This window comes from Mesorhizobium sp. WSM3873 (assembly GCF_001672445.1).
Taxonomy (GTDB): Bacteria; Pseudomonadota; Alphaproteobacteria; order Rhizobiales; family Rhizobiaceae; genus Mesorhizobium.
In genome coordinates this window covers 86,208-110,726 of sequence record NZ_LYTM01000016.1, presented here as the reverse complement: position 1 = coordinate 110,726, position 24,519 = coordinate 86,208, and the positions used below count along the sequence as shown (strand labels likewise).

General features: G+C 65.7%; 19 protein-coding genes. 15 read left to right on the top strand and 4 right to left on the bottom strand.

From position 1 onward, the window contains the following. The 6 genes from A9K71_RS13855 to A9K71_RS13830 all read left to right on the top strand — a co-directional run. Window positions 1-1,361: hypothetical protein (locus A9K71_RS13855; protein ID WP_066996208.1), on the top strand; the 1,361-nt coding region annotated here is incomplete at its 5' end. A gap of 254 nt (window positions 1,362-1,615) precedes the next feature. Next, the gene (locus A9K71_RS13850) at window positions 1,616-2,920 is read left to right on the top strand and encodes an ABC transporter substrate-binding protein (protein WP_066996181.1); all 1,305 of its coding nucleotides are present in this window, start codon (window positions 1,616-1,618) and stop codon (window positions 2,918-2,920) included. Between the two features lie 107 nt (window positions 2,921-3,027). After that, on the top strand, window positions 3,028-3,909 hold the full coding sequence (locus tag A9K71_RS13845; protein ID WP_066996178.1) for a branched-chain amino acid ABC transporter permease: 882 nt from the start codon (window positions 3,028-3,030) through the stop codon (window positions 3,907-3,909). Continuing rightward, window positions 3,906-4,868 (top strand): branched-chain amino acid ABC transporter permease, encoded by a 963-nt coding sequence (locus A9K71_RS13840; RefSeq protein WP_066996175.1) that lies wholly within the window; start codon window positions 3,906-3,908, stop codon window positions 4,866-4,868. Before A9K71_RS13845 ends, A9K71_RS13840 begins: the two co-directional genes overlap by 4 nt. Further along, window positions 4,865-5,593, top strand: a complete 729-nt coding sequence (locus A9K71_RS13835; RefSeq protein WP_066996206.1) for an ABC transporter ATP-binding protein — start codon at window positions 4,865-4,867, stop codon at window positions 5,591-5,593. The genes A9K71_RS13840 and A9K71_RS13835 overlap by 4 nt, the downstream gene beginning before the upstream one ends. Beyond that, window positions 5,586-6,314 (top strand): ABC transporter ATP-binding protein, encoded by a 729-nt coding sequence (locus A9K71_RS13830; protein ID WP_066996172.1) that lies wholly within the window; start codon window positions 5,586-5,588, stop codon window positions 6,312-6,314. Before A9K71_RS13835 ends, A9K71_RS13830 begins: the two co-directional genes overlap by 8 nt. Before the next feature lie 90 nt (window positions 6,315-6,404). Here A9K71_RS13830 and A9K71_RS13825 read toward each other — a convergent pair whose 3' ends face one another. Both A9K71_RS13825 and pncA read right to left on the bottom strand, forming a co-directional pair. Next, a complete protein-coding gene (locus A9K71_RS13825; RefSeq protein ID WP_066996202.1) occupies window positions 6,405-7,805 on the bottom strand; it encodes a sodium:proton antiporter in 1,401 nt (466 codons plus the stop codon). Between the two features lie 58 nt (window positions 7,806-7,863). After that, complete coding sequence (pncA, locus tag A9K71_RS13820) at window positions 7,864-8,478, bottom strand: bifunctional nicotinamidase/pyrazinamidase (RefSeq protein WP_066996170.1); 615 nt, start codon at window positions 8,476-8,478, stop codon at window positions 7,864-7,866. 224 nt (window positions 8,479-8,702) lie between these two features. Between pncA and A9K71_RS13815 the strand changes: the two genes are divergently transcribed. From A9K71_RS13815 to A9K71_RS13790, 6 genes are read left to right on the top strand one after another with little or no spacing between them, the layout of a single operon-like run. Beyond that, window positions 8,703-9,560, top strand: coding sequence for a xanthine dehydrogenase family protein subunit M (locus A9K71_RS13815; protein WP_066996167.1), 858 nt, complete (start codon window positions 8,703-8,705; stop codon window positions 9,558-9,560). After that, the gene (locus A9K71_RS13810; protein WP_066996164.1) at window positions 9,557-12,310 is read left to right on the top strand and encodes a molybdopterin-dependent oxidoreductase; all 2,754 of its coding nucleotides are present in this window, start codon (window positions 9,557-9,559) and stop codon (window positions 12,308-12,310) included. Before A9K71_RS13815 ends, A9K71_RS13810 begins: the two co-directional genes overlap by 4 nt. Further along, complete coding sequence (locus tag A9K71_RS13805; RefSeq protein WP_066996161.1) at window positions 12,307-13,848, top strand: 6-hydroxynicotinate reductase; 1,542 nt, start codon at window positions 12,307-12,309, stop codon at window positions 13,846-13,848. The genes A9K71_RS13810 and A9K71_RS13805 overlap by 4 nt, the downstream gene beginning before the upstream one ends. Then, window positions 13,848-14,729 (top strand): thiamine biosynthesis protein ApbE, encoded by an 882-nt coding sequence (locus A9K71_RS13800; protein ID WP_066996158.1) that lies wholly within the window; start codon window positions 13,848-13,850, stop codon window positions 14,727-14,729. Before A9K71_RS13805 ends, A9K71_RS13800 begins: the two co-directional genes overlap by 1 nt. After that, window positions 14,722-15,306 (top strand): amino acid synthesis family protein, encoded by a 585-nt coding sequence (locus A9K71_RS13795; RefSeq protein ID WP_066996156.1) that lies wholly within the window; start codon window positions 14,722-14,724, stop codon window positions 15,304-15,306. The genes A9K71_RS13800 and A9K71_RS13795 overlap by 8 nt, the downstream gene beginning before the upstream one ends. Then, window positions 15,303-15,764, top strand: coding sequence for a MarR family transcriptional regulator (locus A9K71_RS13790; RefSeq protein WP_066996153.1), 462 nt, complete (start codon window positions 15,303-15,305; stop codon window positions 15,762-15,764). Before A9K71_RS13795 ends, A9K71_RS13790 begins: the two co-directional genes overlap by 4 nt. Here A9K71_RS13790 and A9K71_RS13785 read toward each other — a convergent pair whose 3' ends face one another. Both A9K71_RS13785 and A9K71_RS13780 read right to left on the bottom strand, forming a co-directional pair. Beyond that, window positions 15,765-17,471: a hydantoinase B/oxoprolinase family protein gene (locus A9K71_RS13785; protein WP_066996150.1), complete on the bottom strand. Its 1,707-nt coding sequence runs from the start codon at window positions 17,469-17,471 to the stop codon at window positions 15,765-15,767. A 2-nt stretch (window positions 17,472-17,473) separates the two neighbouring features. Continuing rightward, window positions 17,474-19,546 (bottom strand): hydantoinase/oxoprolinase family protein, encoded by a 2,073-nt coding sequence (locus A9K71_RS13780; RefSeq protein ID WP_066996147.1) that lies wholly within the window; start codon window positions 19,544-19,546, stop codon window positions 17,474-17,476. Window positions 19,547-19,766: 220 nt separating this feature from the next. Between A9K71_RS13780 and A9K71_RS13775 the strand changes: the two genes are divergently transcribed. From A9K71_RS13775 to A9K71_RS13765, 3 genes are all read left to right on the top strand, one after another. Beyond that, on the top strand, window positions 19,767-20,594 hold the full coding sequence (locus A9K71_RS13775) for a ferredoxin--NADP reductase (protein ID WP_066996144.1): 828 nt from the start codon (window positions 19,767-19,769) through the stop codon (window positions 20,592-20,594). Window positions 20,595-20,734: 140 nt separating this feature from the next. Beyond that, window positions 20,735-21,784, top strand: coding sequence for a deoxyribose-phosphate aldolase (gene deoC / locus A9K71_RS13770; RefSeq protein ID WP_066996200.1), 1,050 nt, complete (start codon window positions 20,735-20,737; stop codon window positions 21,782-21,784). 166 nt (window positions 21,785-21,950) lie between these two features. Beyond that, window positions 21,951-24,326 (top strand): aldehyde dehydrogenase family protein, encoded by a 2,376-nt coding sequence (locus tag A9K71_RS13765; protein WP_066996140.1) that lies wholly within the window; start codon window positions 21,951-21,953, stop codon window positions 24,324-24,326. Window positions 24,327-24,519 lie beyond the last annotated feature (193 nt).

The following is a 24,519-nucleotide window of genomic DNA, read 5'->3' as shown; positions in this document are numbered from 1 at the left end:
TCCCCACCCCCGCCTTCGCCCACGCCTCTGACCGCGGCCATGTCCTGCTTCTTCCCACGGGCTACTACATCGCTGGTGGCGCGCTTGCGGTGGCTTTCAGCTTTCTGACGCTGGCGCTGCTGCCGCCCGCCGCTCTTGACCGCTTCTGGCGCCGGCGCCTCTCGTTGTTCACTGTCAGCGACCACCCGCGCACCGTCCTCAGCCTGCTTTCCCTTGCCGGCTTCGTGCTTCTCATCGCCACCGGCCTGTTCGGCAGCCGTGATCCACTCTCCAACCCCTTGCCTCTGGTGATCTGGACGCTGCTCTGGGCCGGTTTCACGCTGCTGCAGGGGGTACTTGGCGATCTCTGGTCCTGGCTCAACCCGTGGTACGGCCCCTGGCGCGTTGCATCTCGCGTCTTCAGCCTTCGCACTGACGAAGCCGAGCCATCGCTCCTTCCCAAATGGCTCGGCTACTGGCCGGCGTTCGTCCTGTTCTTCGGCTTCGCCTGGTTCGAGCTCATCGATCCCGCGCCCGACGATCCGTCGCGCCTGGCCTTCGCCGCCGGCATCTACTGGCTGCTCAGCTTCGCCGCCATATGCGTCTTCGGCTACGAAGACTGGAGTCGGCGCGGCGAATTCCTGACCGTCTTCTTCTCCATGGTCGCCCGCTTCGCGCCTTTGCAGCGCGAGAAAGGCCGGCTCCACCTCGGCTGGCCCGGTGCGAAGCTGCTTTCCGCCTCGTCGCTGCCGGCAAGCGGCACGGCGTTCCTGCTGCTGGCGCTCTCGTCCGTATCCTTCGACGGTCTTTCCAAAACCTTCTTCTGGCTCGGCCTGTTCGGCGTCAATCCGCTGGAATTTCCCGGCCGCACCGCGTTGATCGGCATCGGCAGCTTTGGCTTGGTGCTGACATTCATCTTGTTGGCGGCCGTGTTCGCGCTTGCCGTTTCACTCGGCCAGCGCCTTGCCGGCGACGGGCAACCGTTCGAGAAAGCCGCCGGCCTCCTGGTTTGGTCGATCGTGCCGATCGCGCTCGCCTACCACATCGCTCACTACCTCACGGCGCTGCTCGTCGACGGCCAATACGCGCTGGTCGCTTTGTCCGACCCGTTCGCGCTCGGCTGGAACCTGGTCGGCACCGCCGACAGGATGGTCGAGGCGGGCGTTGTCGCCGGCGCCGAGTCGGCCTGGTGGCTGTGGAATCTGCAGGCCGGCGTCATCATCGCCGGCCATGTGCTGGCGGTCCTGATCGCACACGGCCTAGCCTGGCGACTCCACCCGCAGCCGTCGCGCGCGGCGCTCAGCCAGCTGCCGCTGACGCTTCTGATGATCGCCTACACCATATTCGGCCTATGGCTGCTTGCCACGCCGACGGTGGGATGAGACAAGGGCCCGTCATGACGCGCACATGACCCCGAAAACCGGGTTCGATTTTCGGAAAGGATCATGCGCAACATGAAAGTGCTCCAGCGTCCTTTGCGCGTCCCTAGAGGACGCGCGGCGCTGGAGTGGAAGCTCGCTTGCCACGTCACGGCTTTGGTGATTTAGTTTGTACACATGCAATTTTCGGGTCCTCCGAGCGCGGAGGATCGAGCCGCCTTATCGCTGGTCAAAAAACTGAAAACAGGGGAACGGACATGGCTGACAAGAACGGATTTTTCGACCTCTCCAAAAGCACGCTTTCCCGCCGCACCGCGCTGAAAGGCATCGCCGCCGGCGCCGGCCTGGCGCTCGCGCCCGGCTTCGTTCGCTACAGCCAGGCGCAGAGCTCGGCGCCGATCAAGATCGGCTTCCAGTCGCACCGCACCGGCATCGGCGCCGCCTACGGCCGCTGGTACGAGAAGACGAGCGCCGCCGCCGTCAAGGCGATCAACGATGCCGGCGGTATCAGCGGCCGCAAGGTCGAGCTGGTGATCGAAGATGATGGCACCGATCCTGCCCGCGGCGCCGAGGTGGTCGGCAAGTTCGCCACGCAGCATAAGACCGACATCGTCTTCGGCACGCTGTTCTCGCATGTGGTGATCGGCTCGGCGCCCGCCGCCGGCGAGAACAAGATTCCCTATTTCGTGGTCAGCGAAGGCCACCACGTCGCCTCGACGAAGCTCAACCGCTACGTCTTCCAGCCCGGCATCACCGACGTGAAGAGCCAGATCCAATCGATGGCGCCGTGGATCGCGGCGAATGCCGGCAAGAAGGTGACGCAGATCTTCCCCGACTTCGCCTTCGGCTACGACCATCGCGACTATCTGCCGCCGGCGTTGAAGGCGCAAGGCGCCGACGTGATCGCGCAGATCGCCATCCCGCCGACGGAGTCGTCCTTCACCAAATATTTCCCGCAGATCCCGGCCGAGACCGAGGTGATCTACCACGTCATGGTCGGTCCGGCCGTGCTCACCTTCGTCAAGGAACTCGGCGAGTTCTACGGCTCGCAAAGGCCGCAGCTCTTCGGCTTCATCGACTCCCTCGAAGCCGTCGATATCAACAGCCCCGGCCTCGAATTCCTCGACGGCAGCCATTTCTGGGAAGGCTCGCCGCGCTACGCGCAGCCCGATGACTCCGCCGCGCAGAAGGCCTATCGCGCCGCCGTCGGCATCGACGACAATGGCGCCGCCGTCGGCGACCCCAAGGACGTCTCCACCGCCGCCCACATGTTCGGCTGCTGGGAGACGCTCTATGTCATCAAGAAGGCGATGGAGGATGCCGGCTACAAGGGGCCGGAAGACCGCGCCAAGCTGGTCGAGGCAACCGAAGCGCTGAAGGAATTCGCCGAAGGACCGGAGCATCCGCAGGGTCCGAAAACGTTTAACGGCAAGATCCACCAATGCTTCGGCATCCAGAACATCTCCAAGGTCGAAGGCGGCAAGCTGAAGGTCGTCCACAAGACCAAGATCGAGGACGGCCTCTACGAGCCGGAAGGGGATTACACGACGCAAGCGCTGTGAGCTTCGACGTTTCACCGAGCGTGAGCGCCAAGCCACCCCCCACTGCCCTGCCGGACAGCCCGGCAGGGCAGTGGGGGGTGCCTCGCGCATCCGCCGGTATCTAGCCCATGCACTTCGGACCCCACCTCCTGCTCGCCGCCCTGGAAGGCCTCGTCACGTCCGCCGTGCTGGCGCTGACGGCGCTTGGCCTGTCGCTGGTGTTCGGCGTCATGCGCATCGTCAATGTCGCGCATGGCGAGTTCTTCATGCTGGGCGCCGTGCTTGCCTGGGCGATCTCGACGGCGATTTCCGGCCATCCCGCGGTCGGCTTCGTCGCCGCGCTGGTGATTGCGCCCTTGCTGGTCGGGCTGGTCGCGTTTCTTGCCGAATGGCTGGTGCTGCGCCGGCTGAACTACAATCCCGAAGGCACCATCGTCGCCACCATCGGCATGCTCTATATCATCCAGCAGCTGGCGCTGACCTTCTACGGCCCGGAAGCGCGCCCGGTCGAGCCACCCTTCAACTACCGCATCCTGCTGCCGTGGTTCGGCTATTCAGGCTACAAGCTCTCGGTCATTGCCGCCTCCGCGGTTCTGCTGGTGATCACCTGGCTGGTGCTGACACGGACGAAAATCGGCCTGATCATGCGCGCCACCCAGTATGACCGCGAGACGGCGCAGGCCTTCGGCATCCCGGTCGAGCGCGTCTATGCCGGCGTGTTCGCCATCGGCGCCATGCTGGCGGCGATCGCGGCGGTGCTGATCGTGCCGATCAGCCAGGCGCATTACCTGATGGGGCAGGACCCGCTGCTGTTGTCCTTCATCGTCGTCATCATCGGCGGGCTCGGCTCGCTGCGCGGCACCCTGGTCGCCGCCATCCTGATCGGCCTCTCCGACGGCATCGTCTCGGTGTTCTTCTCGCCGACCTTGGCCAAGATCATCGCCACGCTGGTGGTCGCCATGGTGCTGGTGTTCCGGCCGCAGGGCCTGTTCGGGACGGCGGCGCGATGAAGGATGCTTCGCCGGCGAAGACCTACGCGCTGCATATCGGCGTCATCGCGCTCCTGTTCGCGCTGAATTTCGTCCTGCCCGATTATCATCAGGGCCTGTTCGCGCGCATCATGGCGCTTGCCGTCTTCGCCATGGGCTACAATCTGCTCTTCGGCTATGTCGGCCTTCTCAGCCTCGGTCACGCCATGTTCTTCTCGGCCGGCCTCTATGGTGCCGGGCTGGCTGTCTATCAATTGGGCTGGGGCGTGCCGGAAGCCTTCGTTGCCGGGGTTGCCTGCGGCGCCCTGCTTGCCTTGGTCATCGGCCTGCTCGCGCTGCGCACATCGGGTGTGGCCTTCATGATCGTCACCATGATGTTCGCGCAGGTCTTCTATCTGCTCATCCTTTATTTCGCCGCCTGGACCGGCGGCGACCAGGGCCTGGTCATCCAGCAGCCGTCGAGAATAATCGCGATCGGCGGCGCATCGCTCGACCTGACCAATCCGACTGTGCGCTACATGAGCGCTCTGGCGCTGTTCTCGGTCGTGCTGCTCATCACGCTTGCCGTCGCTCGCTCCCGCTTCGGCCGCGTGCTGGTCGCCATTCGCGAGAATGAGGAGCGCACGAAGATGCTGGGCTACGACACCGTCGCCAACAAGCTCGTCGCCGTCGTTGCCTCGGGCGCCATCTGCGCCGCGTCCGGTGCGGCTTATGCGCTGCTGTTCGGCTATATTGGATCGAGCTTCGCGTCGGTGCAGTATTCGATCCTGCCACTGCTCTGGGTGCTGCTCGGCGGCGCCGCGACCATTCTCGGGCCGCTCATCGGCACGCTGTTCATGTATTATGTCACCGACATCACCAGCGGCTTCACCTCCGCCTATCTTTTGATCGTCGGCGTGGCGCTGATCCTGCTGGTGCTCTTCTTTCCGAAGGGCGTTCTGGGCAGCGTCCGCCAGCGCTGGCTCGGATGGTTGCCGTGATGCCGCTGCTCACCACCAAGGGTCTTTCGCGCCGTTTCGGGGGCTTGCGCGCCGTCGACGGCGTCGATTTCGCGCTGGTGCCGGGCGAAATCCGCGCCATCATCGGCCCCAACGGCGCCGGCAAGACAACTTTCGTCAGCCTGCTCAGCGGCCGCATCCGGCCGTCCTCCGGCATGATCGTCTTCGACGGCGCCGACATCACGACCATGCCGGCTTACAAAAGGGTTCGCCTCGGCGTTGCCTACACCTTCCAGATCACCAGCGTCTTCGCCAACCTCACGGCCTACGACAATGTCGCGCTGCCGGTGCAGCGCACGCTGACCGACGGCCGCTCGAAGGGGCAGGTGAGGAGCGGCGTCATGGCGGCGCTGGAACGCACCGGCCTCGCCGACCGCGCCGGCACGCCGGCCGGCCAGCTTTCCTACGGCCACCAGCGCCTGCTGGAGGTGGCAATGGGCCTGGCGCTGAGGCCGCGCCTGCTGATCCTCGATGAGCCGACGCAAGGGCTGGCCGACAGCGAGATCGACAATTTCGTCCTACTGGTGCGCGAGATCGCCAAGCATGCCACCGTGCTGCTCATCGAGCACAACATGCCGGTGGTCATGCAGCTTGCCGACCGCATCACCGTCTTCAATTCGGGAAAGATTCTCGCTGAAGGCACGCCCGATCAGATCCGCGCCAATGCCGAGGTACAGGATGCCTATCTCGGAGCGACCCATGGCTGATCTCCTCGGCACCGAGAGCGGGCTGCTCGCCATTTCCGGCCTCGACTGTTTTTACGGCGAGGTGCAGGTGCTCTACGGGCTCGACCTTGTCCTCAACAAGGGCGAAGTGCTTTGCCTGTTCGGCCGCAACGGCGCCGGCAAGACGACGACGCTGAAGGCGATCATGGGGCTGGTTCCGGCCGCTGCCGGTTCGATCAGACTGGCCGGCAAGGAGCTGACCGGGCTTGCCGCGCATGACGTGCCGAAGACGGGCGTCGCTTATGTGCCGCAGGGCCGGCGATTATTCGCCGACATGACGGTGGCGGAAAACGTCGAGATCGGCCTGATGGCCCGCGGCAAGGGCAAGGCGACGCGGGAACGCGTCCTCGATCTTTTCCCGCTGCTCCGAGAGCGCTTGAAGCAACGCTCCGGCACGCTTTCCGGAGGCGAGCAGCAAATGCTTGCCATGGCGCGTGCGCTCTGCCTCGAGCCGCAGGTGCTTCTTCTCGACGAGCCCACCGAAGGGCTGATGCCGTCGATGATCGCCAAGATCCGCGAGACTGTGGCGAAGCTGCGCGATCTGGGCGTCTCGACGATCCTGGTCGAGCAGCGCGTCGACGCCGTGCTGTCGGTCGCCGACCGCATTTCATTCATCGAGAACGGCCGCAACCGCGAGACGGTCGATGTCGAGGAACTGCGCGCCGACCCCTCCGCGGTTCGGCGCTATGTAGGCGTGGGCTGAAGGTCGCTGCGAAGCAGCGGGAGCTGGCGCCGACCCCCACCCGGACCTGGCCCGACCTCCCCACAAGGGGAGGTAAAGCTCTGCACCGCTTCACCTAAAAAACAAAAACCCCGCGATCAAAAACGTCGGGATCAGCACCAGGCCGGACCACGCCATGTAGCCGAAGAAGCCCGGCACCTTGAAGCCGCGATGTCTGGCGATAGCAAAGACCATGAAGTTCGGCGCATTGCCGATATAAGTGTTGGCGCCCATGAACACGGCGCCGGCCGAGATCGCGGCGAGCGTGGAGGCCGCCTCCGTCATCAGGTGCCTAGCGTCGCCGCCGGCAAGCTCGAAGAACACCAGATAGGTCGGCGCGTTGTCGAGGAAGGACGACAGCGCTCCGGTCAGCCAGAAATAGGCGAGATCGTCGGGCTGGCCGTCCGCCGAGGTGACCAGCGAAACCAGCGGCGCCAGCGCGCCATCGTGCCCGGCTCTCAGGATGGCGATAACCGGCACGATGCAGATGAAGATGCCGGCAAACAGTTTCGCCACCTCGGCGATGGGCCCCCAACTGAAGCCGTTCGCTTCCCTGTGGTTTTTGTACGAGACTTTGAGCGACAGAAAGGCCAGCGCCAGGATGATCGCGTCGCGCACCAGGTTCTGCAGTTCCAGGCCGATGCCGAGGATCGGGATGCTGATGCCCGGCTTCCAGCTGGCGGAAAGCAGGATCGCGCCGATCACGCCGGCCAGCAGCGGCAGGTTGGCGAGGCCCCGCAGGCGCACCTTCGTGTCCGGTGTCGGGTCCTTGATCTTCGGCAAGCCGCCCTCGCGGCGATGCAGCACGATGTCGAGCGCCAGGAAGATGATCAGCACCAGCCCGCCGGTGAACAGCGTCTCGCGCCAGAGGTTCGCGGTCGTCCAGAAGAAGTCGACCCCGCGCAGGAAGCCGACGAAGAGCGGCGGGTCGCCAAGCGGGGTCAGCGAGCCGCCGATGTTCGAAACCAGGAAGATGAAGAAGATCACCACATGGGCGTTGAACGGGCGGTTGTCGTTGGCGCGCAGCACCGGCCGGATCAGGATCATCGAGGCGCCCGTCGTGCCGATGACCGAGGCGAGGATTGCGCCGATCAGCAGCAGGCCGGAATTGACCAGCGGCGTGCCGTGGATGTTGCCGGCGACCAGGATGCCGCCGGAAATGGTGAACAGCGCGAACAAAAGGATGATGAAGGAAAGATATTCTGTGAGCAGCGTGTGCAGCACCGCCTCGCTTGCCGCCGGCATGCCGAAAGCGATCGCCAGCGGAACCACGGCAAGTGCCGCCCACGCGGCGGCGATCTTGCCGTAATGATGCTCCCAGACATGATGGAACAGGAGCGGCCCGGTCGCGATCGACAGCAACAGGCCGGCAAAGGGCAGCGCCCACCAGAGCGACATCGCCGCGCCGGGCAGCTCATGCGCCTCGGCTGCGAAAACCGCTTGTGGAAAGGCGAGAAGGAGTGCGGCCGTCATGGTTGCCGCCAGCGCCTTCGCCAATGTCGCAAAGCCCCCTCGATGCCTCACGGCGCGGTCAGTCCGAAAGGTGATCTTCGAGCATCACCCCGGCCTCGCGCATCCGTTTCAGCATCGTGCCGACCGAGCCGTTGAGATCGATGCCCCGGCAGGCATCCAGCCGCACCGTCGTCTTGAAACCTTGCTTGGCGGCATCGAGTGCCGAGAAGGCGACGCAGAAATCGGTGGCCAGGCCGACCAAGGTGATGGTGTCGATGCCGCGCTCCTTGAGATAGCCGGCAAGGCCGGTTGGGGTCGTGTGGTCGTTCTCGAAGAAAGCCGAATACGAGTCGATCGCGGTGCGGAAACCCTTGCGGATGACCAGTTCCGCTTTGGTCCAGGCGAGCCCGGAATGGAAATCGGACCCAAGGCTGCCCTGGATGCAGTGATCCGGCCAAAGCGTCTGCGGTCCGTAGGGCATCTCGATCGCTTCGAAGGGCTGCTTGCCTGGATGGCTGGAAGCGAAGCTCGAATGGCCGGCCGGATGCCAGTCCTGCGTCAGGATCACGTGATCGGTCCGCCGGATCAGGTCGTTGACCAGCGGCACGATCTCGTCGCCGCCGGCCACGGCCAACGCGCCGCCGGGGCAAAAGTCGTTCTGCAGGTCGATGACGATGAGCGCTTCGTCGGCCATGCGGCCTCCCTTCTTTCTCGGCTTGGGCCCCAGTTGACGCGACCGGACACGGAACCTTGACCAGATGGCCGGCTGCGTCAACCTCCACCGGTATAACAAAGCCGTGGCCGACCACTTCGCTTTGACAATCGCGGCGAAGTTGATATCATTTGCATACGAATGAATTTGCCCGGCTGGACGGCGGCAGATTCCCTCGGAAAGGCCCCTTTCTGGGAAGGCAAAGCGTGATCCGTTACGCGAAACCCACCACGGTCGACGAGGCGCTCGCTCTGCTTGGCGAGGACCGCTGGCGCATTCTGGCCGGCGGCACCGATTTCTATCCGGCGCAGGGCGCGAAACCTTTCCGCGACAACATTCTCGACATCAATGGTCTCGCCGGACTGCGCGGCATCGCCGAGACGGACGACTATTGGCGGATCGGCGCCCGCACCACCTGGACCGACGTCGTGCGCCACAAGCTGCCCAGGGCGTTCGATGCGCTGAAGGCGGCCGCGTGCGAAGTCGGCTCGGTCCAGATCCAGAACGTCGCGTCGGTCGCCGGTAATCTCTGCAACGCTTCGCCCGCCGCCGACGGCGTGCCGGCGCTGCAGGTGGTCGATGCCGAAGTCGAATTGCGGTCGGCGAAAGCCACGCGCTACCTGCCGCTTGGCGGGTTCATTCTCGGCAATCGCCGCACGGCGCTGCAGCCGGACGAGATGGTTACCGCCATTCGTGTGCCGAAACGTTCGGCTGTCGGCTCGTCCGCGTTCGTCAAGCTTGGCGCGCGGCGTTATCTCGTGATCTCGATCGCCATGGCGGCGGCGCGTCTCGTGATCGAAGATGGCGTGGTCGCCGATGCTGCTATCGCTGTCGGCGCCTGCTCCGCCGTCGCCCGTCGTCTTGCCGGCGTCGAGGCGGCCCTGCGCGGCCAGCCGGTTACCGCCGCGCTCGCCGATGCGGTGCTGTCCGCGCCGATCGACGAACTGTCGCCAATCGCCGATGTGCGCGGCAGCGCCGAATACCGGGAGCATGCGGCGCGCGAGATCGTTGTCCGCGCAGTGTGCGCTGCGACCAGCCTTGGCGAAGGCAAGGTGGCCGCATGACAATGGAGCGCACCGATATTGCCTTCGAGGTCAACGACGCGGCTGTCAGCGTGTCGGTGCCGCCGGTGCAGCGGCTCTCGCAGGTTCTGCGCGACGAGTTGCGGCTGACCGGCACCAAGGTCGGCTGCGACGCCGGCGATTGCGGCGCCTGCACCGTGCTGGTCGACGGCAATCCCGTCTGCGCCTGCCTTGTGCCGACGGCCTCGGTCTCCGGCGCGTCCGTCATCACGGTCGAGGGCCTCGCCAACGGCAGGTTGTCGGCCTTGCAGGCCTCCTTCCTCGAACACGGCGCCGCGCAATGCGGCATCTGCACGCCGGGGCTGCTGGTCGCGGCTACCGCGCTGCTGGAGCGCAACCCAACGCCGAGTGAGGCCGAGACGCAGGATGCGCTTGGCGGCGTGCTCTGCCGCTGCACGGGGTACCGGAAAATCGTCGCGGCGGTGATGCATGCCTCGCAGCATATGGACGGTTTCGACCGTCGCCTGCCGGAGGTCGGCCGCGCCGTCGGCGCCTCGCCGATCCGGCTCGACGGCGTGCCGAAGGTTACCGGCGACGAAAAATTCGGCGGCGATTCCTTTCCGCACGACGCGCTGTCGGTGCTGGTCGTCCGCTCGCCCTACTATCATGCCGGTTTCAGCTTCGGGGATCTCGACGCCTGGGCCAAAGCGCTTCCCGGCATTGCCGGCGTCTTCACCGCCGCCGACATTCCGGGCAGGAACTGCTTCGGGGTCATCGGCCCCTTTGCCGATCAGCCGGCTCTTGCCGAAGGTTTCGCGCGCCTTCGCGGCGAGGCGGTCGCGCTGGTGGCGGGCGAGCGCGAAGCCATCCTCGACCTCGACCTGACGGATTTTCCGATCGCCTGGACGGAGCTGCCGCATGTGTTGCAGCCCCGCGAGGCGAAAGCCGACGGCGCGGCGCTGATCCACCGGCATCGCCCGGCGAACCTGCTCACCTCCGGCTATGTCGAACATGGCGACCCCGACGGCGCCCTTGCCGCCGCTGCTGTCACCGTCTCCGGCGCCTTCGGGACTTCTTTCGTCGAGCATGCCTATATCGAGCCGGAGGCCGGCTTCGCCTACATGGATGGCGACACGCTCGTCATCGTCGCCTGCACCCAGGCGCCCTACATGGATCGCGACGACACGGCCAAGGTGCTAGGCCTCCCGATCGAAAAGGTGCGCATCGTGCCGACCGCCACCGGCGGCGGCTTCGGCTCGAAGCTCGATGTCTCGCTGCAGCCTCTGATCGGCCTTGTGGCGATGAAGACCGGCAGGCCGGCGGCACTCGCCTACACGCGCAACGAATCCATGATGTCGACCACCAAGCGCCATCCGGCCGAAATGGAGGCGACCATCGGTGCCGATTCCGAGGGCCGCGTCACCGGAATGATCTTTGAGGGCGATTTCAACACCGGCGCCTATGCAAGCTGGGGCCCGACGGTTGCCAACCGCGTGCCGGTGCATGCCTCCGGCCCCTATCAGACGCCGAACTATCGGGCGACGGGCAGGGCCATCCATACCAACGGCCCGATCGCCGGCGCCTTCCGCGGCTTCGGCGTGCCGCAAGCGACCATCATGCAGGAAACCCTCTACGACGAGCTCGCCGGCAAGCTTGGCATGGATCGGCTCGATTTCCGGCTAAAGAACTGCCTTCGGAACGGGTGCGAAACGGTCACAGGCCAGCGCCTGGAATCGGGCGTGGGCATCGGTGAATGCCTGGAGTTGCTTCAACCGCATTGGGCGCGCGCGCTTGGCGAGGCGGAAGCCTTCAACGCCGTCAACACGGCAAGCAAGCGCGGCGTCGGCGTCGCCTCTTGCTGGTATGGCTGCGGCAACACTTCGCTGCCCAATCCTTCGACGATCAAGGTCGGCATCTCTGCCTCCGGAGATGTCGTGCTCCACCAGGGCGCCGTCGACATCGGCCAAGGCTCGAACACGGTCATCACCCAGATCTGTGCCGATGCGCTCGGCTTGCCGTTGGCGAAATTCCGGCTGAAGAGCGCCGACACCGCCATCACGCCGGACGCCGGCAAGACATCCGCCTCGCGCCAGACTTTTGTGACCGGCAAGGCGGCGGAGAAGGCTGGCCGCGCGCTGCGCGACAAGATCCTGCGCTTCGCCAATGTTTCCGAGAAGGCGACGATCGCGCTCGACGGTGCAAGCATCTCCATCCGCGAGGGGGATGCGACGCGACGCATCGATCTGCGTACACTGAAGATCGATGCCGATGGCTTGGTGTTCGTCGCGGAAGAGACCTACGATCCGCCCACGCTGCCGCTCGACGCCAAGGGCCAGGGCAAGCCCTACGCCGTCTATGGTTATGGCGCCCAGATCGCCGAGCTCGAGGTCGATCTCAAGCTGGGCACGGTGAAGCTGCTCAAGATCACCGCCGCGCATGATGTCGGCAAGGCCATCAACCCGGTACTGGTCGAGGGCCAGATCGAGGGCGGCATCGCGCAAGGCGTCGGCATGGCGCTGATGGAGGAATACATCCCCGGCCGCACCGAGAACCTGCACGACTACCTCATCCCGACCATCGGCGACGTGCCGCCGGTCGAGCACATATTGGTGGAAGTTCCGGATCCGGAAGGACCTTTCGGCGCCAAGGGTTTGGGCGAGCATGTGCTGATCCCGACCGCGCCCGCGATCCTCAACGCCATCCGGCATGCCACCGGCGTGCTGGTCACTAAAGTCCCGGCGACGCCGAGCCGCATCCTGGCGGCGATCCGCGAGAAGGAGGCGCGCCGGTGAGCGAGCTTGCCGAACGTTTCGAAACCCACGATCCCGGTGAGAAGCAGGTGGCGGAGAAGATCCGCTGCGATGCCTGTCCGGTGATGTGCTACATCGCCGACGGCCGCACCGGCGCCTGCGACCGCTACGGCAATGTCGGCGGGCGCATCGTGCGCATGGATCCCCTGACCATCCTCGACCACGCGGCCGAGACCGGCGGCGCGGTCGTGCCATTCGTCGCCGAGGGCGAGGAGTGGGCTGGTGAACTGGTCAACACCGGCCGCCGCTTCGTCACCGCGATCGGCGCCGGCACCACCTACCCGGATTACAAGCCCGCACCTTTCATCGTCAGCCAGGAGGTCGAGGGCGTCGATCTCGTCACCGTCGTCACCGAGGGCATCTTCTCCTATTGCGGCGTCAAAGTGAAGATCGATACGGACCGCCACATCGGCGACGAGACGGCGACCGTGCGCTCGGAAGGCGAGGCGATTGGCCACGTCACCACTGGCGAATATGGCTCGCAGATGCTGTCGCTTGGCGGCGTGCATCACTTGACCGGCGGCTCCAAGGCTGAAGGCCGCGCGACTTGCGACGCGCTTCTCTATCTCTGCAACAGGAAGCCGGTCGAGCTCACCATCGACGGCGGTGCGACGGTCATTGTCGAGGCTGGCAAGGCGCCGGTCATCGACGGCAAGATCGAGCATCGCATGCGCGTCGGCTGCGGTTCGGCCACCATCGGCATGTTCGCTACGCAATGGCGCGGGCTCGTCGACGAGGTTGTGGTGGTTGACGACCATATCACCGGCGTCGTGTCGGAACATCAGGCCGGCAAGGTATTGGGCTGGGAGGATACCGGGATAAAGATCATCGGCCGCCGCTCGACGCCCGGCCGCTACTTCAAGGTTTCGGAGCCCGGTCTCGGCTGGGGCGGCACGACGATCTCCGATCCGCTGTCGATCCTGGGCGATTGGAACGCCAAGAAGGGTGCTCGCCCCGGCCTGTCGCTGCTGATGGTCTCGACCACGGGCGAACAGTTCGCTTACTACGAACTGGACGATCAGTTGAAACCGGTCGAAAAACCGTTCCCGGAGCGGCTGCAGAAATCCGTCGGCCTGATCGAGGACAATTGCGAGCCGGCCCTGTGCACCGTGCTCTTCATCGGCGGCGCCGGCGGCTCGCTGCGCGCCGGCGTCACCGAAAACCCGGTCAATCTCACCCGCTCGGTTCAGGGCCTGAAGACCTATGTCACGGTCGGCGGCGCGCCGGTCTATGTCTGGCCGGGCGGCGGCATCACCCTGATGGTCGATGTCACCCGCGTGCCGGAAGGCGCATTCGGCTATGTGCCGACGCCGGCGCTGGTCGCGCCGATCGAATTCACCATGCGCCGCGACGACTACGTCCGGCTCGGCGGTTACGAGAACGAAATTCGCAGCGTCGAGGATATCCTCGCCAAAGGCGGCGAGTACCTTAATCCGCGCAGCAATGCCGGCGCGCCGGCCGGCAATCCCTGGCCGCCGTTGGCGCAATTGCGCCGCACCCCGGCCAATGGGGCCGACTGATGAACGGTCCGCAGGCGCATTGGCTCGCCGACGGCAGGCGGCTTCATCTCAATCACGGGCCGATCGACCTCATCGTCGAGGCCTTTGGCGATGCAGCTGAACGCCGCGCCGGCTGCGTGCAGGCCGTCGCGCGCTTCCAGACGATTCTGACCGAACTGGTCAAGGAGCTTCCCGAATTGCGCCGTCCGGCGTCTCTGCCGCCGTGCGGCTTTGCAGGCCCGACCGCGCGGCGCATGGAGGCCGCGGTCGCACCGCTCGCGGAAAGCTTCATCACGCCGATGGCTGCGGTCGCCGGTTCGGTAGCCGACGAAGTTCTGGCCGCGCTTCTCGCCGGACGCCTGCTCGAGCGCGCCTACGTCAACAATGGCGGCGACAGCGCCATTCATCTCGCCAAGGGCGAGACAATAACGCTGGCGATCGCCGGCACCGGGCACGGCATGGCCGACCGGATCACGATCCGCGCCGAAGACGGCGTGCGCGGCGTCGCCACCAGTGGCTGGCGCGGCCGCTCCTTTTCGCTGGGCATCGCCGACGCGGTCACCGTGCTGGCGCGGACCGGCGCCGAGGCGGATGCCGCGGCGACGCTGATTGCCAACGCGGTCGACCTGCCTGCGCATCCGGCGGTTCATCGCGTGCCGGCGCGGGATCTTTCGCCCGACAGCGATCTCGGCGAACGGCTGGTGACGCAGGGCGTCGGCGGGCTAGCGCCCGGCGAGGTGGCCCGGGCGCTGGACAACGGCCTTGCCGTCGCCGAAAATTTTCGCCGGCGCGGCCTGATCGCCGCGTCGGCGCTGTTCCTTGCCGGCCAAACCCGCATCAGTGGCTCCGTGGCGCTCGCTGCGCCCAACAAGCATAAAGCGAAGGAAACTGCCCATGCCTGAATTCCCGATCCGCAAGGTCGCGGTGCTGACCGAAGAGATCTTCCACGACGGCGGCCCAGCGGCGAAGGAGCCGCGCCTGCGCGCCGCGGCTCTCGCCGTGGTCAAGAACCCGTTTGCCGGTCGATATGTCGAGGACCTGCAGGGCGCGATGGAGGACCTGAAGCCGCTCGGGCTGTTGCTTTCCGACAGGCTGATCGCAGCCCTTGGCGGCGATGTGAAAAAGATCGACGGTTACGGCAAGGGCGCCATCGTCGGCAGTGCCGGCGAACTGGAGCACGGCGCGCTCTGGCACGTGCCCGGCGGCTACGCCATGCGCGAGCGGCTCGGCGACGCCAAGGCGATCGTGCCATCGGCGAAGAAGGTCGGCGCCTTCGGCGCACGGCTCGATGTCCCGCTCGGCCACATAAACGCCGCCTATGTGCGCAGCCATTTCGACGCGATGGAAGTCGGCATCAGCGACGGCCCGCGTCCCGATGAGATCCTGTTCTGCCTCGCCATGACCTGCGGCCCGCGAGTCCACAACCGCATGGGCGGTCTTGCGGCCGCGGACATCAAGGCTTGGGACGGCTTGAGATGAGCGGCGAGGACAATCTGCTGCGGCTGGTCGAAGCCGAAGAGCTGGACGAGAACAACTACCATCTGCAGGACCAGGTCGGCTTCATCCTGCGCAAGGCGCATCAGCGCCATGTGGCGATCTTCGCCTCGCACATCGGCGATCTGACGCCGCCGCAATTCGCCGCTCTCGCCAAGCTCTACGACATCGGCGAGACCTCGCAGAACCAGCTCGGCACGCTGATCGCCATGGATGCCGCGACCGTAAAAGGCGTCATCGACCGGCTGAAGGCGCGCGGGCTGGTCGAGCTTTCCAAGCACGAGGTGGATAAGAGGCGGCTGCTGGTCAATCTGACGGCTGAAGGCCGCGACGCGATCGAGCGGCTGATCCCGCTTGCGCGCACCATCACCGAGGAAACGCTGGCGCCGCTGACGGCCAAGGAGGCCTCAACCTTCCTGCGGCTGCTGGCGAAGCTGGCCTGATCAAACCACCGGATCGACCCCGAACATCTCCTTGGCCTGCTCAGGCGTATAATAGCCGAGCCGGACATCCTCGGCGATCTGTTTCGGATCACGCTCGCGCGGATCGCCATAGCCGCCGCCGCCGGGCGTGCCGACACGCACGCGGTCGCCGGCCCTGAGCGCAATGTCCTGCTCCTTCGACAGATGCGGCGGCACATGCGATTCGCCGCCCCGGAACACGGTCACTGTGTTCGGCGCGCCGTCCCTGCCGCCAAGCGCGCCCTGCGGCCCGAAACGGCCATGGTCCATGACGAAGGACGCGCGGGCTTCACCGCGCAGGATCTCGACCTCGTAGGCGAGCCCGAAGCCGCCGCGATGTTTGCCGGCGCCGCCGGAGCCTTCGCGCAGCGCGTAATGGCGGTAGAGTACCGGGAACGCCTGCTCCATGATTTCGACCGGCGGCGATTTCGAAATGCCAATGGTCGAGCATCCATTGCTCAAACCGTCATGGCCCGCGTTGCCGCCATGACCGCCGCCTGAAATCTGGTACATGACATAGTCGCGGCCGCGTGCCGGGTCGTTGCCGCCGAGCGCGAAATTGCCGCTGGAACCGGCGGGCGCTGCCGTGACCTTCTCCGGCAAGGCCTGCACCATCGCCGCGAACACGGCCTCGGCGATGCGCTGCGAAACCTCCGCCGCGCAACCCGAGACCGGCCGCGGATATTTGGCGTCGAGGAAGGTACCTTCCGGCCGCTTGACATTGAGCGGCTCGAACGCGCCGGCGCTGATCGGCACCTCGGGGAAGATGTGGCGCATGGCGAGATAGACCGACGACAGCGTCGTCGCCAGCACGCTGTTCATCGGGCCCGCGCAGGGCTTTGACGAGCCGGCGAAATCGAAGGTCAGGCTGTCGCCCTTCTTCTCGACGGCGAGATTGATGGTCAGCGGCTCGTTCACCACGCCGTCGGAATCGACAAAAGCCTGTGAGCGGTAGACGCCGTCCGGGATGACGGCGATCGAGGCGCGCATCTGGTCGGCGGCGCGGCGGCGCAGTTCGGCGACCGCGTCGACCACGGTTTCGTCTCCGTAACGATCGAGGATTTCATTGAGCCGGTCCTGGCCGATCAGCAGCGCCGCAGCCTGCGCACGGATGTCGCCGATGCGCTGGTCGGCGACGCGGATGTTGGAGCAGATGATGGCGTAAATCTCGGGATCGAGCACGCCCTTCTTGAACAGCTTCACCGGCGGCAGCCGCAGACCTTCCTGTTCGACGGCGGTGGCCGAGGCCGAGAAGCCGCCAGGCACCGCGCCGCCGATGTCCGGCCAATGGCCGGTGTTGGACAGCCAGCAGAAGATTTTGCCGTCGCGGTAGACCGGCATGACGAAGCGCACGTCCATCAGATGCGTGCCGCCGAGATAGGGGTCGTTGACGATGTAGATGTCGCCGGGCTCAGGGGCCAGGCAGCGTCCGTCGGCGATCATCTCGATCACCGTCTTGGTCGAATATTGCATGACGCCGACGAACACCGGCAGGCCCTGGCTGCCTTGCGCGATGAGCGAGCCGTCGACGGCGGAATAGATGCCGTCGGAGCGGTCATTGGCCTCGGCGATGACGGGCGAGAAGGCGGCGCGGGAAAACGTCAAATCCATCTCATCGCAAACTTGCTGCAGGGCGGCCTGCAGCACCGAAAGCGTGATCGTGTCGAGCTTTGCCCCTTCGACTGCCATTGTCAGGCCTCGCCGATGTCGATGATGATGTTGCCGTCGGCGTCCGAACGCGCATGATCGCCGGGCTCAAGCACGGTGGTGGCGTCCATCTGCTCGAGGATCGCCGGTCCCTCGATTGTTGCGTCGAGCGGCAGCCTTTCGCGCGCATAGACCGGCGTGTCGTGCCAGCGCCCGCTGTACCAGACCGGCCGGATCTCGCGCCGCGCCTCCTCCAGCGTCGCCGCGCGTCCTGCCGGGTCGATCAGCTGAGACAGGTCGATCTGCGGCCGCACACCCGTCACCGAGGTGTTGAGGTTGACGAGATTGGCGCGGATCTCCGGCAGTTCGACCTTGAAACGGGCGAAATAGGCTTTTTCGAACAGCTGCTGCAGCGTCGTCCGTGAAACCGAGGATGAGGGTAGCGGCACGTTGATGATGTGCGTCTGGCCGACGAATTGCATGTCGGCGGAGTGGGTGACGCGGATTGCATCGGGCTTCACCGCTTCCTTGCCGATCAGCGACTCGCCTTCGTTTCGGTGCCGTTCCAACAACTCGCGAAGCTTTACTTCGTCGAGGCTCGCTACCGGCTGGTTGACCGTATTGACGAAGTCGTGCCTGAGGTCGGCGACGACGCAGCCGAGCGCGTTGGTAATGCCGGGGCGTGCCGGCACCACCACCTTCGGCAGGCCGAGTTCTCGGGCCAGCGCCGTCGCGTGCAGCGGCCCGGCGCCGCCGAAGGCGAACAGCGCGAAATCGCGCGGGTCGTGGCCGCGCGACACCGAAACCATGCGAATGGCGCCCGCCATCTTCATGTTGCCGAGCCTCAAGATGGCACCGGCCGCCTCGACGCCGGAAAGGCCCGTGTGCCTGCCGATTCTGTCCTCGAAGATTGCGGTGACGCGCTCGACAGTGACCGGATTGTCGACCGCAAGCAGCTTCTTCGGCGCCAGCCGCCCGAGCACCAGATTGGCATCCGTGATGGTGGGTTCCGTGCCGCCGCGCCCGTAGCAGATCGGGCCGGGATTGGCACCGGCGCTTTCCGGACCGATCTGGATCAGGCCGGCGGCGTCGACGCGCGCGATCGAGCCGCCGCCGGCGCCGACGGTGTGCACCGCCACCATCGGCACGTGGATCGGCATCGCATATTCGATCTCGATCTCGTTCGAGACCGCGGGCTCGGCGTTGCGGATCAGCGCCACGTCGGTCGAGGTGCCGCCCATATCGTAGGTCACCAAGTTGGCGAAGCCGGCGCGCTTTCCCGTGTAAGCGGCGGCGATGACGCCGGAAGCCGGACCGGACATGACGGTCTTTGCCGATTCCTGCGTGACGAAGCGGGCCGAGATCATGCCGCCATTGCCGTTCATGATCAGGAAGTCGCGCGCATAGCCTTTCGCCGCGAGCTCCTTGCGCAGCCGCTCGACATAGCGCTCCAGGATCGGCTGCACCGAGGCGTTGACCGCCGCCGTCACGCCGCGTTCGAATTCGCGCGCCTCCGAAAGCAGCGCATGGCCGGTGGTGATGTGGCCGTTCGGCCAGAGCTCCGCCGCGATCTCGGCCGCGCGCCGCTCGTGCGAGGGGTTGGCGTAGGAATGCAGGAAATGGATGACGAGCGACTCGCAGCCGGCGTCGAGCAGCTTTTTCACGGCATCGCGCATTTCGGCCTCGTGGAGCGGCAGGCGAACCGCGCCGGAGGCCTCGACGCGCTCCGACACTTCGAGCCGCAGATCGCGCGGAATGACCGGCACGAAGGTGCCCGTCATGCCATAGGCTTGCGGCCGCGTGCGCCGTCCGAGCTCGATCACGTCGCGGAAGCCGCGCGTCGTGATCATGCCGGTCCTGGCCAGCCGGCGCTCCAGCACGGCGTTTGTGGTGGTCGTCGTGCCGTGCACGATGAGGTCGATGCCCTCAACCGGAAAGCCGGTCGCGCCAAGTGCGGCGACCACGCCAAAGGCCTGATTTTCTACCGTCGTCGGGGTCTTGGCGATGTGCACCTTGCCGCCGGCCTTGCCGTCGATCAGGAGCAGATCGGTGAAGGTTCCCCCGACATCGATGCCGGCAACCACGCTTCCCGCCGACGCCGAAAATTTCTCATTCATTGCCGAAACCCGAAATGCCAGGACTACGGATATGCCTCGGTTTGGAAAGCCGTTTTACGCTGCCATCTTGACCTGAAGATCATTTGTATACTAATAAATTCCGGACACAAGAGTTTACCGCTTGGCAGTGTGCAGAGAGCACGTCGGAACCTGACCGTTCGGGCGCGCATGAGAAAGTTTGGCGCCAGCGCCTCGCGTCCGCGCCGGAAAGTTGGGTTTGATGAACACGACATCCGCGTTGAACCTCGCCGGCGCAAAGCCGCTGCAGTTCCCGATCCCGGCCAATGTCTATGCCGAGACCGTGGTGTCGGTGAAGCACTACACCGACCGCCTGTTCTCGTTCCGCATCACCCGCCCGCAGTCGCTGCGCTTCCGCTCCGGCGAGTTCGTCATGATCGGGCTGCCCAATGCCGAGAAGCCGATCTTCCGCGCCTATTCCGTTGCCAGCCCCGCCTGGGACGACGAGCTCGAATTCTTCTCGATCAAGGTCCCGGACGGTCCTCTGACCTCCGAGTTGCAGAAGATTGAGGTCGGCGACACCGTCATCATGCGCCAGAAGTCGACCGGCACGCTGGTGCTCGACGCGCTGACGCCTGCAAAGCGCGTGTTCATGATCTCGACCGGCACCGGCATCGCGCCTTTCGCCAGCTTGCTGCGCGACCCCGACACCTATGAGAAGTTCGATCAGGTGATCCTCACCCACACCTGCCGCGACAACGCCGAACTCACCTACGGCCAGGAACTGGTCGCTGCGCTCGAGACCGATCCGCTGATCGGCGAGCTGACCGGCGGGCGTGTCACGCTCTACAATTCGACGACCCGCGAGGAGTCGGCGCGCATGGGCCGGATCACGGCCCTGATCGGTTCGGGCAAGTTTTACTCCGACCTCGGCATCGACAAGCTCAATCCGGAGACCGACCGCATCATGATCTGCGGCTCGATGCACATGCTGAAGGACGTCAAGGAGCTCGCCGAAAGCCTCGGCTTCCAGGAGGGCTCGCTCAGCCATCCCGCCAGCTTCGTCGTCGAGCGCGCCTTCGTCGGCTGAGGCATCTCCCAGTGTTTTGACCATGCGGTCAAAAACCTACTGCTTTTGCCGCCTTTTTCCGCTATGAGCCACTGAAGGACTCGTGAAGGACAACTTCGCGGGCTATCTTCAGTGCACGTCGCTGAATGAAAGGGCAGGAGATGAGCAGCACCATCCGCGAGGCCGGCGCAGGCGCGTCCAAGATCATGCCGCTGCCGGCGCGTGCCGCCGCCAACACGCCGATGCCGCTGGAGCACGGCATTGCCCGCAATCCTGGCATGAAGCTGGACCTCGGCTTCCTCGAATCCGTGCGCAGCGTCAACCGCTCGGCGCTGGAGCGCCGCGTCGCCACCCTCACCAAGCGGCGCTCGATCAAGGCCGACAACCAGGCCGCCTGGCTGCTGCGCGCGATCGCCTGCATGGACCTGACCACGCTGAATTCCAACGACACCGACGAGCGCGTGCGCCGGCTCTGCGCCAAAGCGATCAATCCGCTGCGCCGGGATATCGTCGAGGGCCTCGGCATCGCCGACGAAACGATCCGCCCCGCGGCGGTTTGTGTTTACCATCCCTTCGTGGCCACGGCCGTGGATGCGGTGCGCGGCACCGGCATCCATGTCGCGGCTGTCTCCACAGCGTTCCCGCACGGCCTTGCGCCGCTCTCGACCCGCCTGCAGGAGATCGAGGCCTCGGTGAAGGACGGCGCCGACGAGATCGACGTCGTCATTCCGCGCGGCCTGGTCTACGGCGCCAAATGGCGCGAGCTGTTCAACGAGATCGTGGCCATGCGCGCCGCCTGCGGCGACGCCCATCTCAAGGTCATCCTCGGCACGGGCGATCTCGCCACGCTGCGCAACGTCATGCTGGCCTCGATGGTGGCGATGATGGCGGGCGCCGATTTCATCAAGACCTCGACCGGCAAGGAAAGCGTCAACGCCACGCTTCCCGTCGGGCTTGCGATGGTGCGCGCCATCCGCGCCTATTTCGAGGAGACCGGCTATCTGATCGGCTTCAAGCCGGCGGGCGGCATTTCCACCGCGAAGGTCTCGCTCGACTGGCTGGTGCTGATGAAGGAAGAGCTTGGCCGGCCCTGGCTCGAGCCGCAGCTGTTCCGCTTCGGCGCCTCCAGCCTGCTCACTGACATCGAGCGCCAGCTCGAACATCATTTGACCGGCCACTATTCGGCCAACCATCGCCACGCGATGGCGTGAGCCACCCCCCTCCCCCTTGCGGGGAGGGTCGCCGCGAAGCGGCGGGGTGGGGGTCGAAAAACAAATCTGCCTGATCCATGCACCAGACCATCAGCCATTTACCCCCACCCCGATCGGCTTCGCCGATCGACCCTCCCCACAAGGGGGAGGGTAAAGGAGCGACCCCATGAACATCCTCGAACGCTATCGCGCCATGGAATACGGCCCGGCGCCGGAAGCCCGCAACGAGGCCGACGCCTGGCTCGCCGGCCGCGATTTCTCCAGGGCGCTGTTCATCGACGGCGCCTGGAAGGCGGCGGCAAGCGGCAAGACTTTCGATACCAGCGAGCCGTCCTCCGCAAAGCTGCTGGCGAAGATCTCGGATGCGGGTGCCGGCGACATCGACGCCGCGGTTGCGGCGGCCGCAAAGGCGCTGCCGAAATGGTCGGCATCATCGGGCTACGCCAGAGCGAAAGTGCTCTATGCCATCGGCCGCGCCATGCAGCGCCATCAGCGCCTGTTCGCAGTGTTGGAATCGATCGACAACGGCAAGCCGATCCGCGAGAGCCGCGACATCGACGTGCCGCTGGCGATCCGCCATTTCATCCATCATGCCGGCTGGGCGCAGACGCTCGAGAAGGATTTTCCCGGCCACAAGCCGGTCGGCGTCGTCGGCCAGGTCATTCCGTGGAACTTCCCGCTGCTGATGCTGGCCTGGAAGATCGCGCCCGCGCTCGCGGCCGGCTGTACGGTGGTGCTGAAGCCGGCCGAATTCACGCCGCTCACCGCCATACTGTTCGCCGAGATCTGCGAGCGCGCCGGCGTGCCGAAAGGCGTCGTCAACATCGTTCAGGGCGGACCGGAGGCGGGTGCCGCCATCGTCAACCATCCGGGCGTGCAGAAGATCGCCTTCACCGGTTCCTCCGAGGTCGGCAAGATCATCCGCAAGGCAACCGCCGGATCGGGCAAGAAGCTGTCGCTGGAGCTCGGCGGCAAATCGGCCTTCGTCGTTTTCGAGGATGCCGACCTCGACAGCGCCGTCGAGGGACTGGTCGACGGCATTTGGTTCAACCAGGGCCAGGTCTGCTGCGCCGGCTCGCGGCTCCTGGTGCAGGAAGGCATCGCGGAGGCCTTCATCGCCAAGGTCAAGGTCAGGATGAGCCGCCTGCGCGTCGGCAGCCCGCTCGACAAGAACACCGACATCGGGCCGCTGGTCGACCGCACGCAGCTCGACCGCGTCAAGGGCCTGATCGCCGAGGGCGCCAGGCAGGGCGCCGCTTGCTGGCAGCCGGACGCTGCCTTGCCGACGACGGGCTACTATCACTTGCCGACGCTCGCCACCTCTGTTTCGCCGGCTAATATCCTGGCGCAGGAGGAGGTGTTCGGGCCGGTGCTGGCGACGATGAGCTTCCGCAACACCGAGGAGGCGATCGAACTGGCTAACAATACGCGCTACGGCCTTGCCGCTTCGGTGTGGAGCGAGAACGTCAATCTCGCTTTGCATGTCGCGCCGCAATTGAAGGCCGGCGTCGTCTGGGTCAACGGAACCAACATGTTCGATGCGGCCTGCGGCTTCGGCGGCTATCGCGAAAGCGGCTTCGGTCGCGAAGGCGGACGGGAAGGGATGTTCGAATATCTTGCCGCCAAGCTGCCGGTCGGCCCCGCCATCAAGCCGGCCGTGGCCGGCTCAGCGCAGGTCGTCGAGCAGGCTGACGGTATGGCCATCGACCGCACGGCAAAGCTGTTCATCGGCGGCAAGCAGGTGCGTCCGGACGGCAACTACTCGCTGGCCGTCGCCACCGCCAAGGGCAAGCTTGCCGGCGAAGTGGGCCTTGGCAACCGCAAGGATATCCGCGACGCGGTCGCCGCCGCGCGCGGCTGCAAGGCCTGGCCGGACGCGACGGCCTTCAACCGCAGCCAGGTGCTCTACTACTTCGCGGAAAACCTTTCGGGCCGTGCCGATGAGTTCGCTGCACGCCTTGTCCAACTCACCGGCGTGACGGCGAAGGCAGCGCGCGAGGAGGTAGAGCAGTCCATCGAGCGGCTGTTCCTCTATGCCGGCCTCACCGACAAGTTCGAGGGCCGCGTCCACCAGCCGCCGGCCCGCGCCGTGACGCTTGCGCTGCACGAGCCTGTCGGCGTCGTCGGCATCGTTGCGCCGGACAATCAGCCGCTCCTCAACTTCGTCTCGCTGGTGGCGCCGGCGCTCGCCATGGGCAACGCCGTGGTGGCCGTCCCGTCCGAGCGTCACCCGCTTTTAGCCACGGATCTCTACCAGGTCATCGAATATTCCGACATTCCGGCCGGCGCCATCAATATCGTCACCGGCCGCAGCGCCGAGCTCTGCGGCGTTCTGGCCAAGCACGACGACGTCGATGGGCTCTGGGTGTTTGCCGATGCCGACACCTGCGCCAAGGCGGAGGCCGATTCCATCGGCAACCTCAAGCGCGTCTGGACCGGCAATGGCCGCAGCCTCGACTGGACATCGAGCGAGGCGGCTGGCGAGGCCGTCCTGCGCCGCGCCATCGAGGTCAAGAACGTCTGGGTGCCTTACGGCGACTAAGCGCGTTCCAGACCGGGTCTGGTTTGACGACACTCGCGCCACAAATTCGGCGCGTTTGCCGCAGGCTTCGAGGCTTGACGCATCGGCATGTGTTCTTTAACCAGAAAAAACAATTGGCCTGCGGAATAGTGGTCAGGCTCGCCTGGCACATTGCATCCCGTCTGGCCGCCACTAAGAAAGCTTGCGACACCGG

Excerpts from the sequence above, each read along its gene's own strand:
- A9K71_RS13850 (WP_066996181.1), top strand. The coding sequence starts at position 1,616 with ATGGCTGACAAGAACGGATTTTTCGACCTCTCCAAAAGCACGCTTTCC.
- A9K71_RS13845 (WP_066996178.1), top strand. The coding sequence starts at position 3,028 with ATGCACTTCGGACCCCACCTCCTGCTCGCCGCCCTGGAAGGCCTCGTC.
- A9K71_RS13840 (WP_066996175.1), top strand. The coding sequence starts at position 3,906 with ATGAAGGATGCTTCGCCGGCGAAGACCTACGCGCTGCATATCGGCGTC.
- A9K71_RS13830 (WP_066996172.1), top strand. The coding sequence starts at position 5,586 with ATGGCTGATCTCCTCGGCACCGAGAGCGGGCTGCTCGCCATTTCCGGC.
- A9K71_RS13825 (WP_066996202.1), bottom strand. The coding sequence starts at position 7,805 with ATGACGGCCGCACTCCTTCTCGCCTTTCCACAAGCGGTTTTCGCAGCC.
- pncA (WP_066996170.1), bottom strand. The coding sequence starts at position 8,478 with ATGGCCGACGAAGCGCTCATCGTCATCGACCTGCAGAACGACTTTTGC.
- A9K71_RS13810 (WP_066996164.1), top strand. The coding sequence starts at position 9,557 with ATGACAATGGAGCGCACCGATATTGCCTTCGAGGTCAACGACGCGGCT.
- A9K71_RS13800 (WP_066996158.1), top strand. The coding sequence starts at position 13,848 with ATGAACGGTCCGCAGGCGCATTGGCTCGCCGACGGCAGGCGGCTTCAT.
- A9K71_RS13795 (WP_066996156.1), top strand. The coding sequence starts at position 14,722 with ATGCCTGAATTCCCGATCCGCAAGGTCGCGGTGCTGACCGAAGAGATC.
- A9K71_RS13790 (WP_066996153.1), top strand. The coding sequence starts at position 15,303 with ATGAGCGGCGAGGACAATCTGCTGCGGCTGGTCGAAGCCGAAGAGCTG.
- A9K71_RS13785 (WP_066996150.1), bottom strand. The coding sequence starts at position 17,471 with ATGGCAGTCGAAGGGGCAAAGCTCGACACGATCACGCTTTCGGTGCTG.
- A9K71_RS13780 (WP_066996147.1), bottom strand. The coding sequence starts at position 19,546 with ATGAATGAGAAATTTTCGGCGTCGGCGGGAAGCGTGGTTGCCGGCATC.
- A9K71_RS13775 (WP_066996144.1), top strand. The coding sequence starts at position 19,767 with ATGAACACGACATCCGCGTTGAACCTCGCCGGCGCAAAGCCGCTGCAG.
- deoC (WP_066996200.1), top strand. The coding sequence starts at position 20,735 with ATGAGCAGCACCATCCGCGAGGCCGGCGCAGGCGCGTCCAAGATCATG.
- A9K71_RS13765 (WP_066996140.1), top strand. The coding sequence starts at position 21,951 with ATGAACATCCTCGAACGCTATCGCGCCATGGAATACGGCCCGGCGCCG.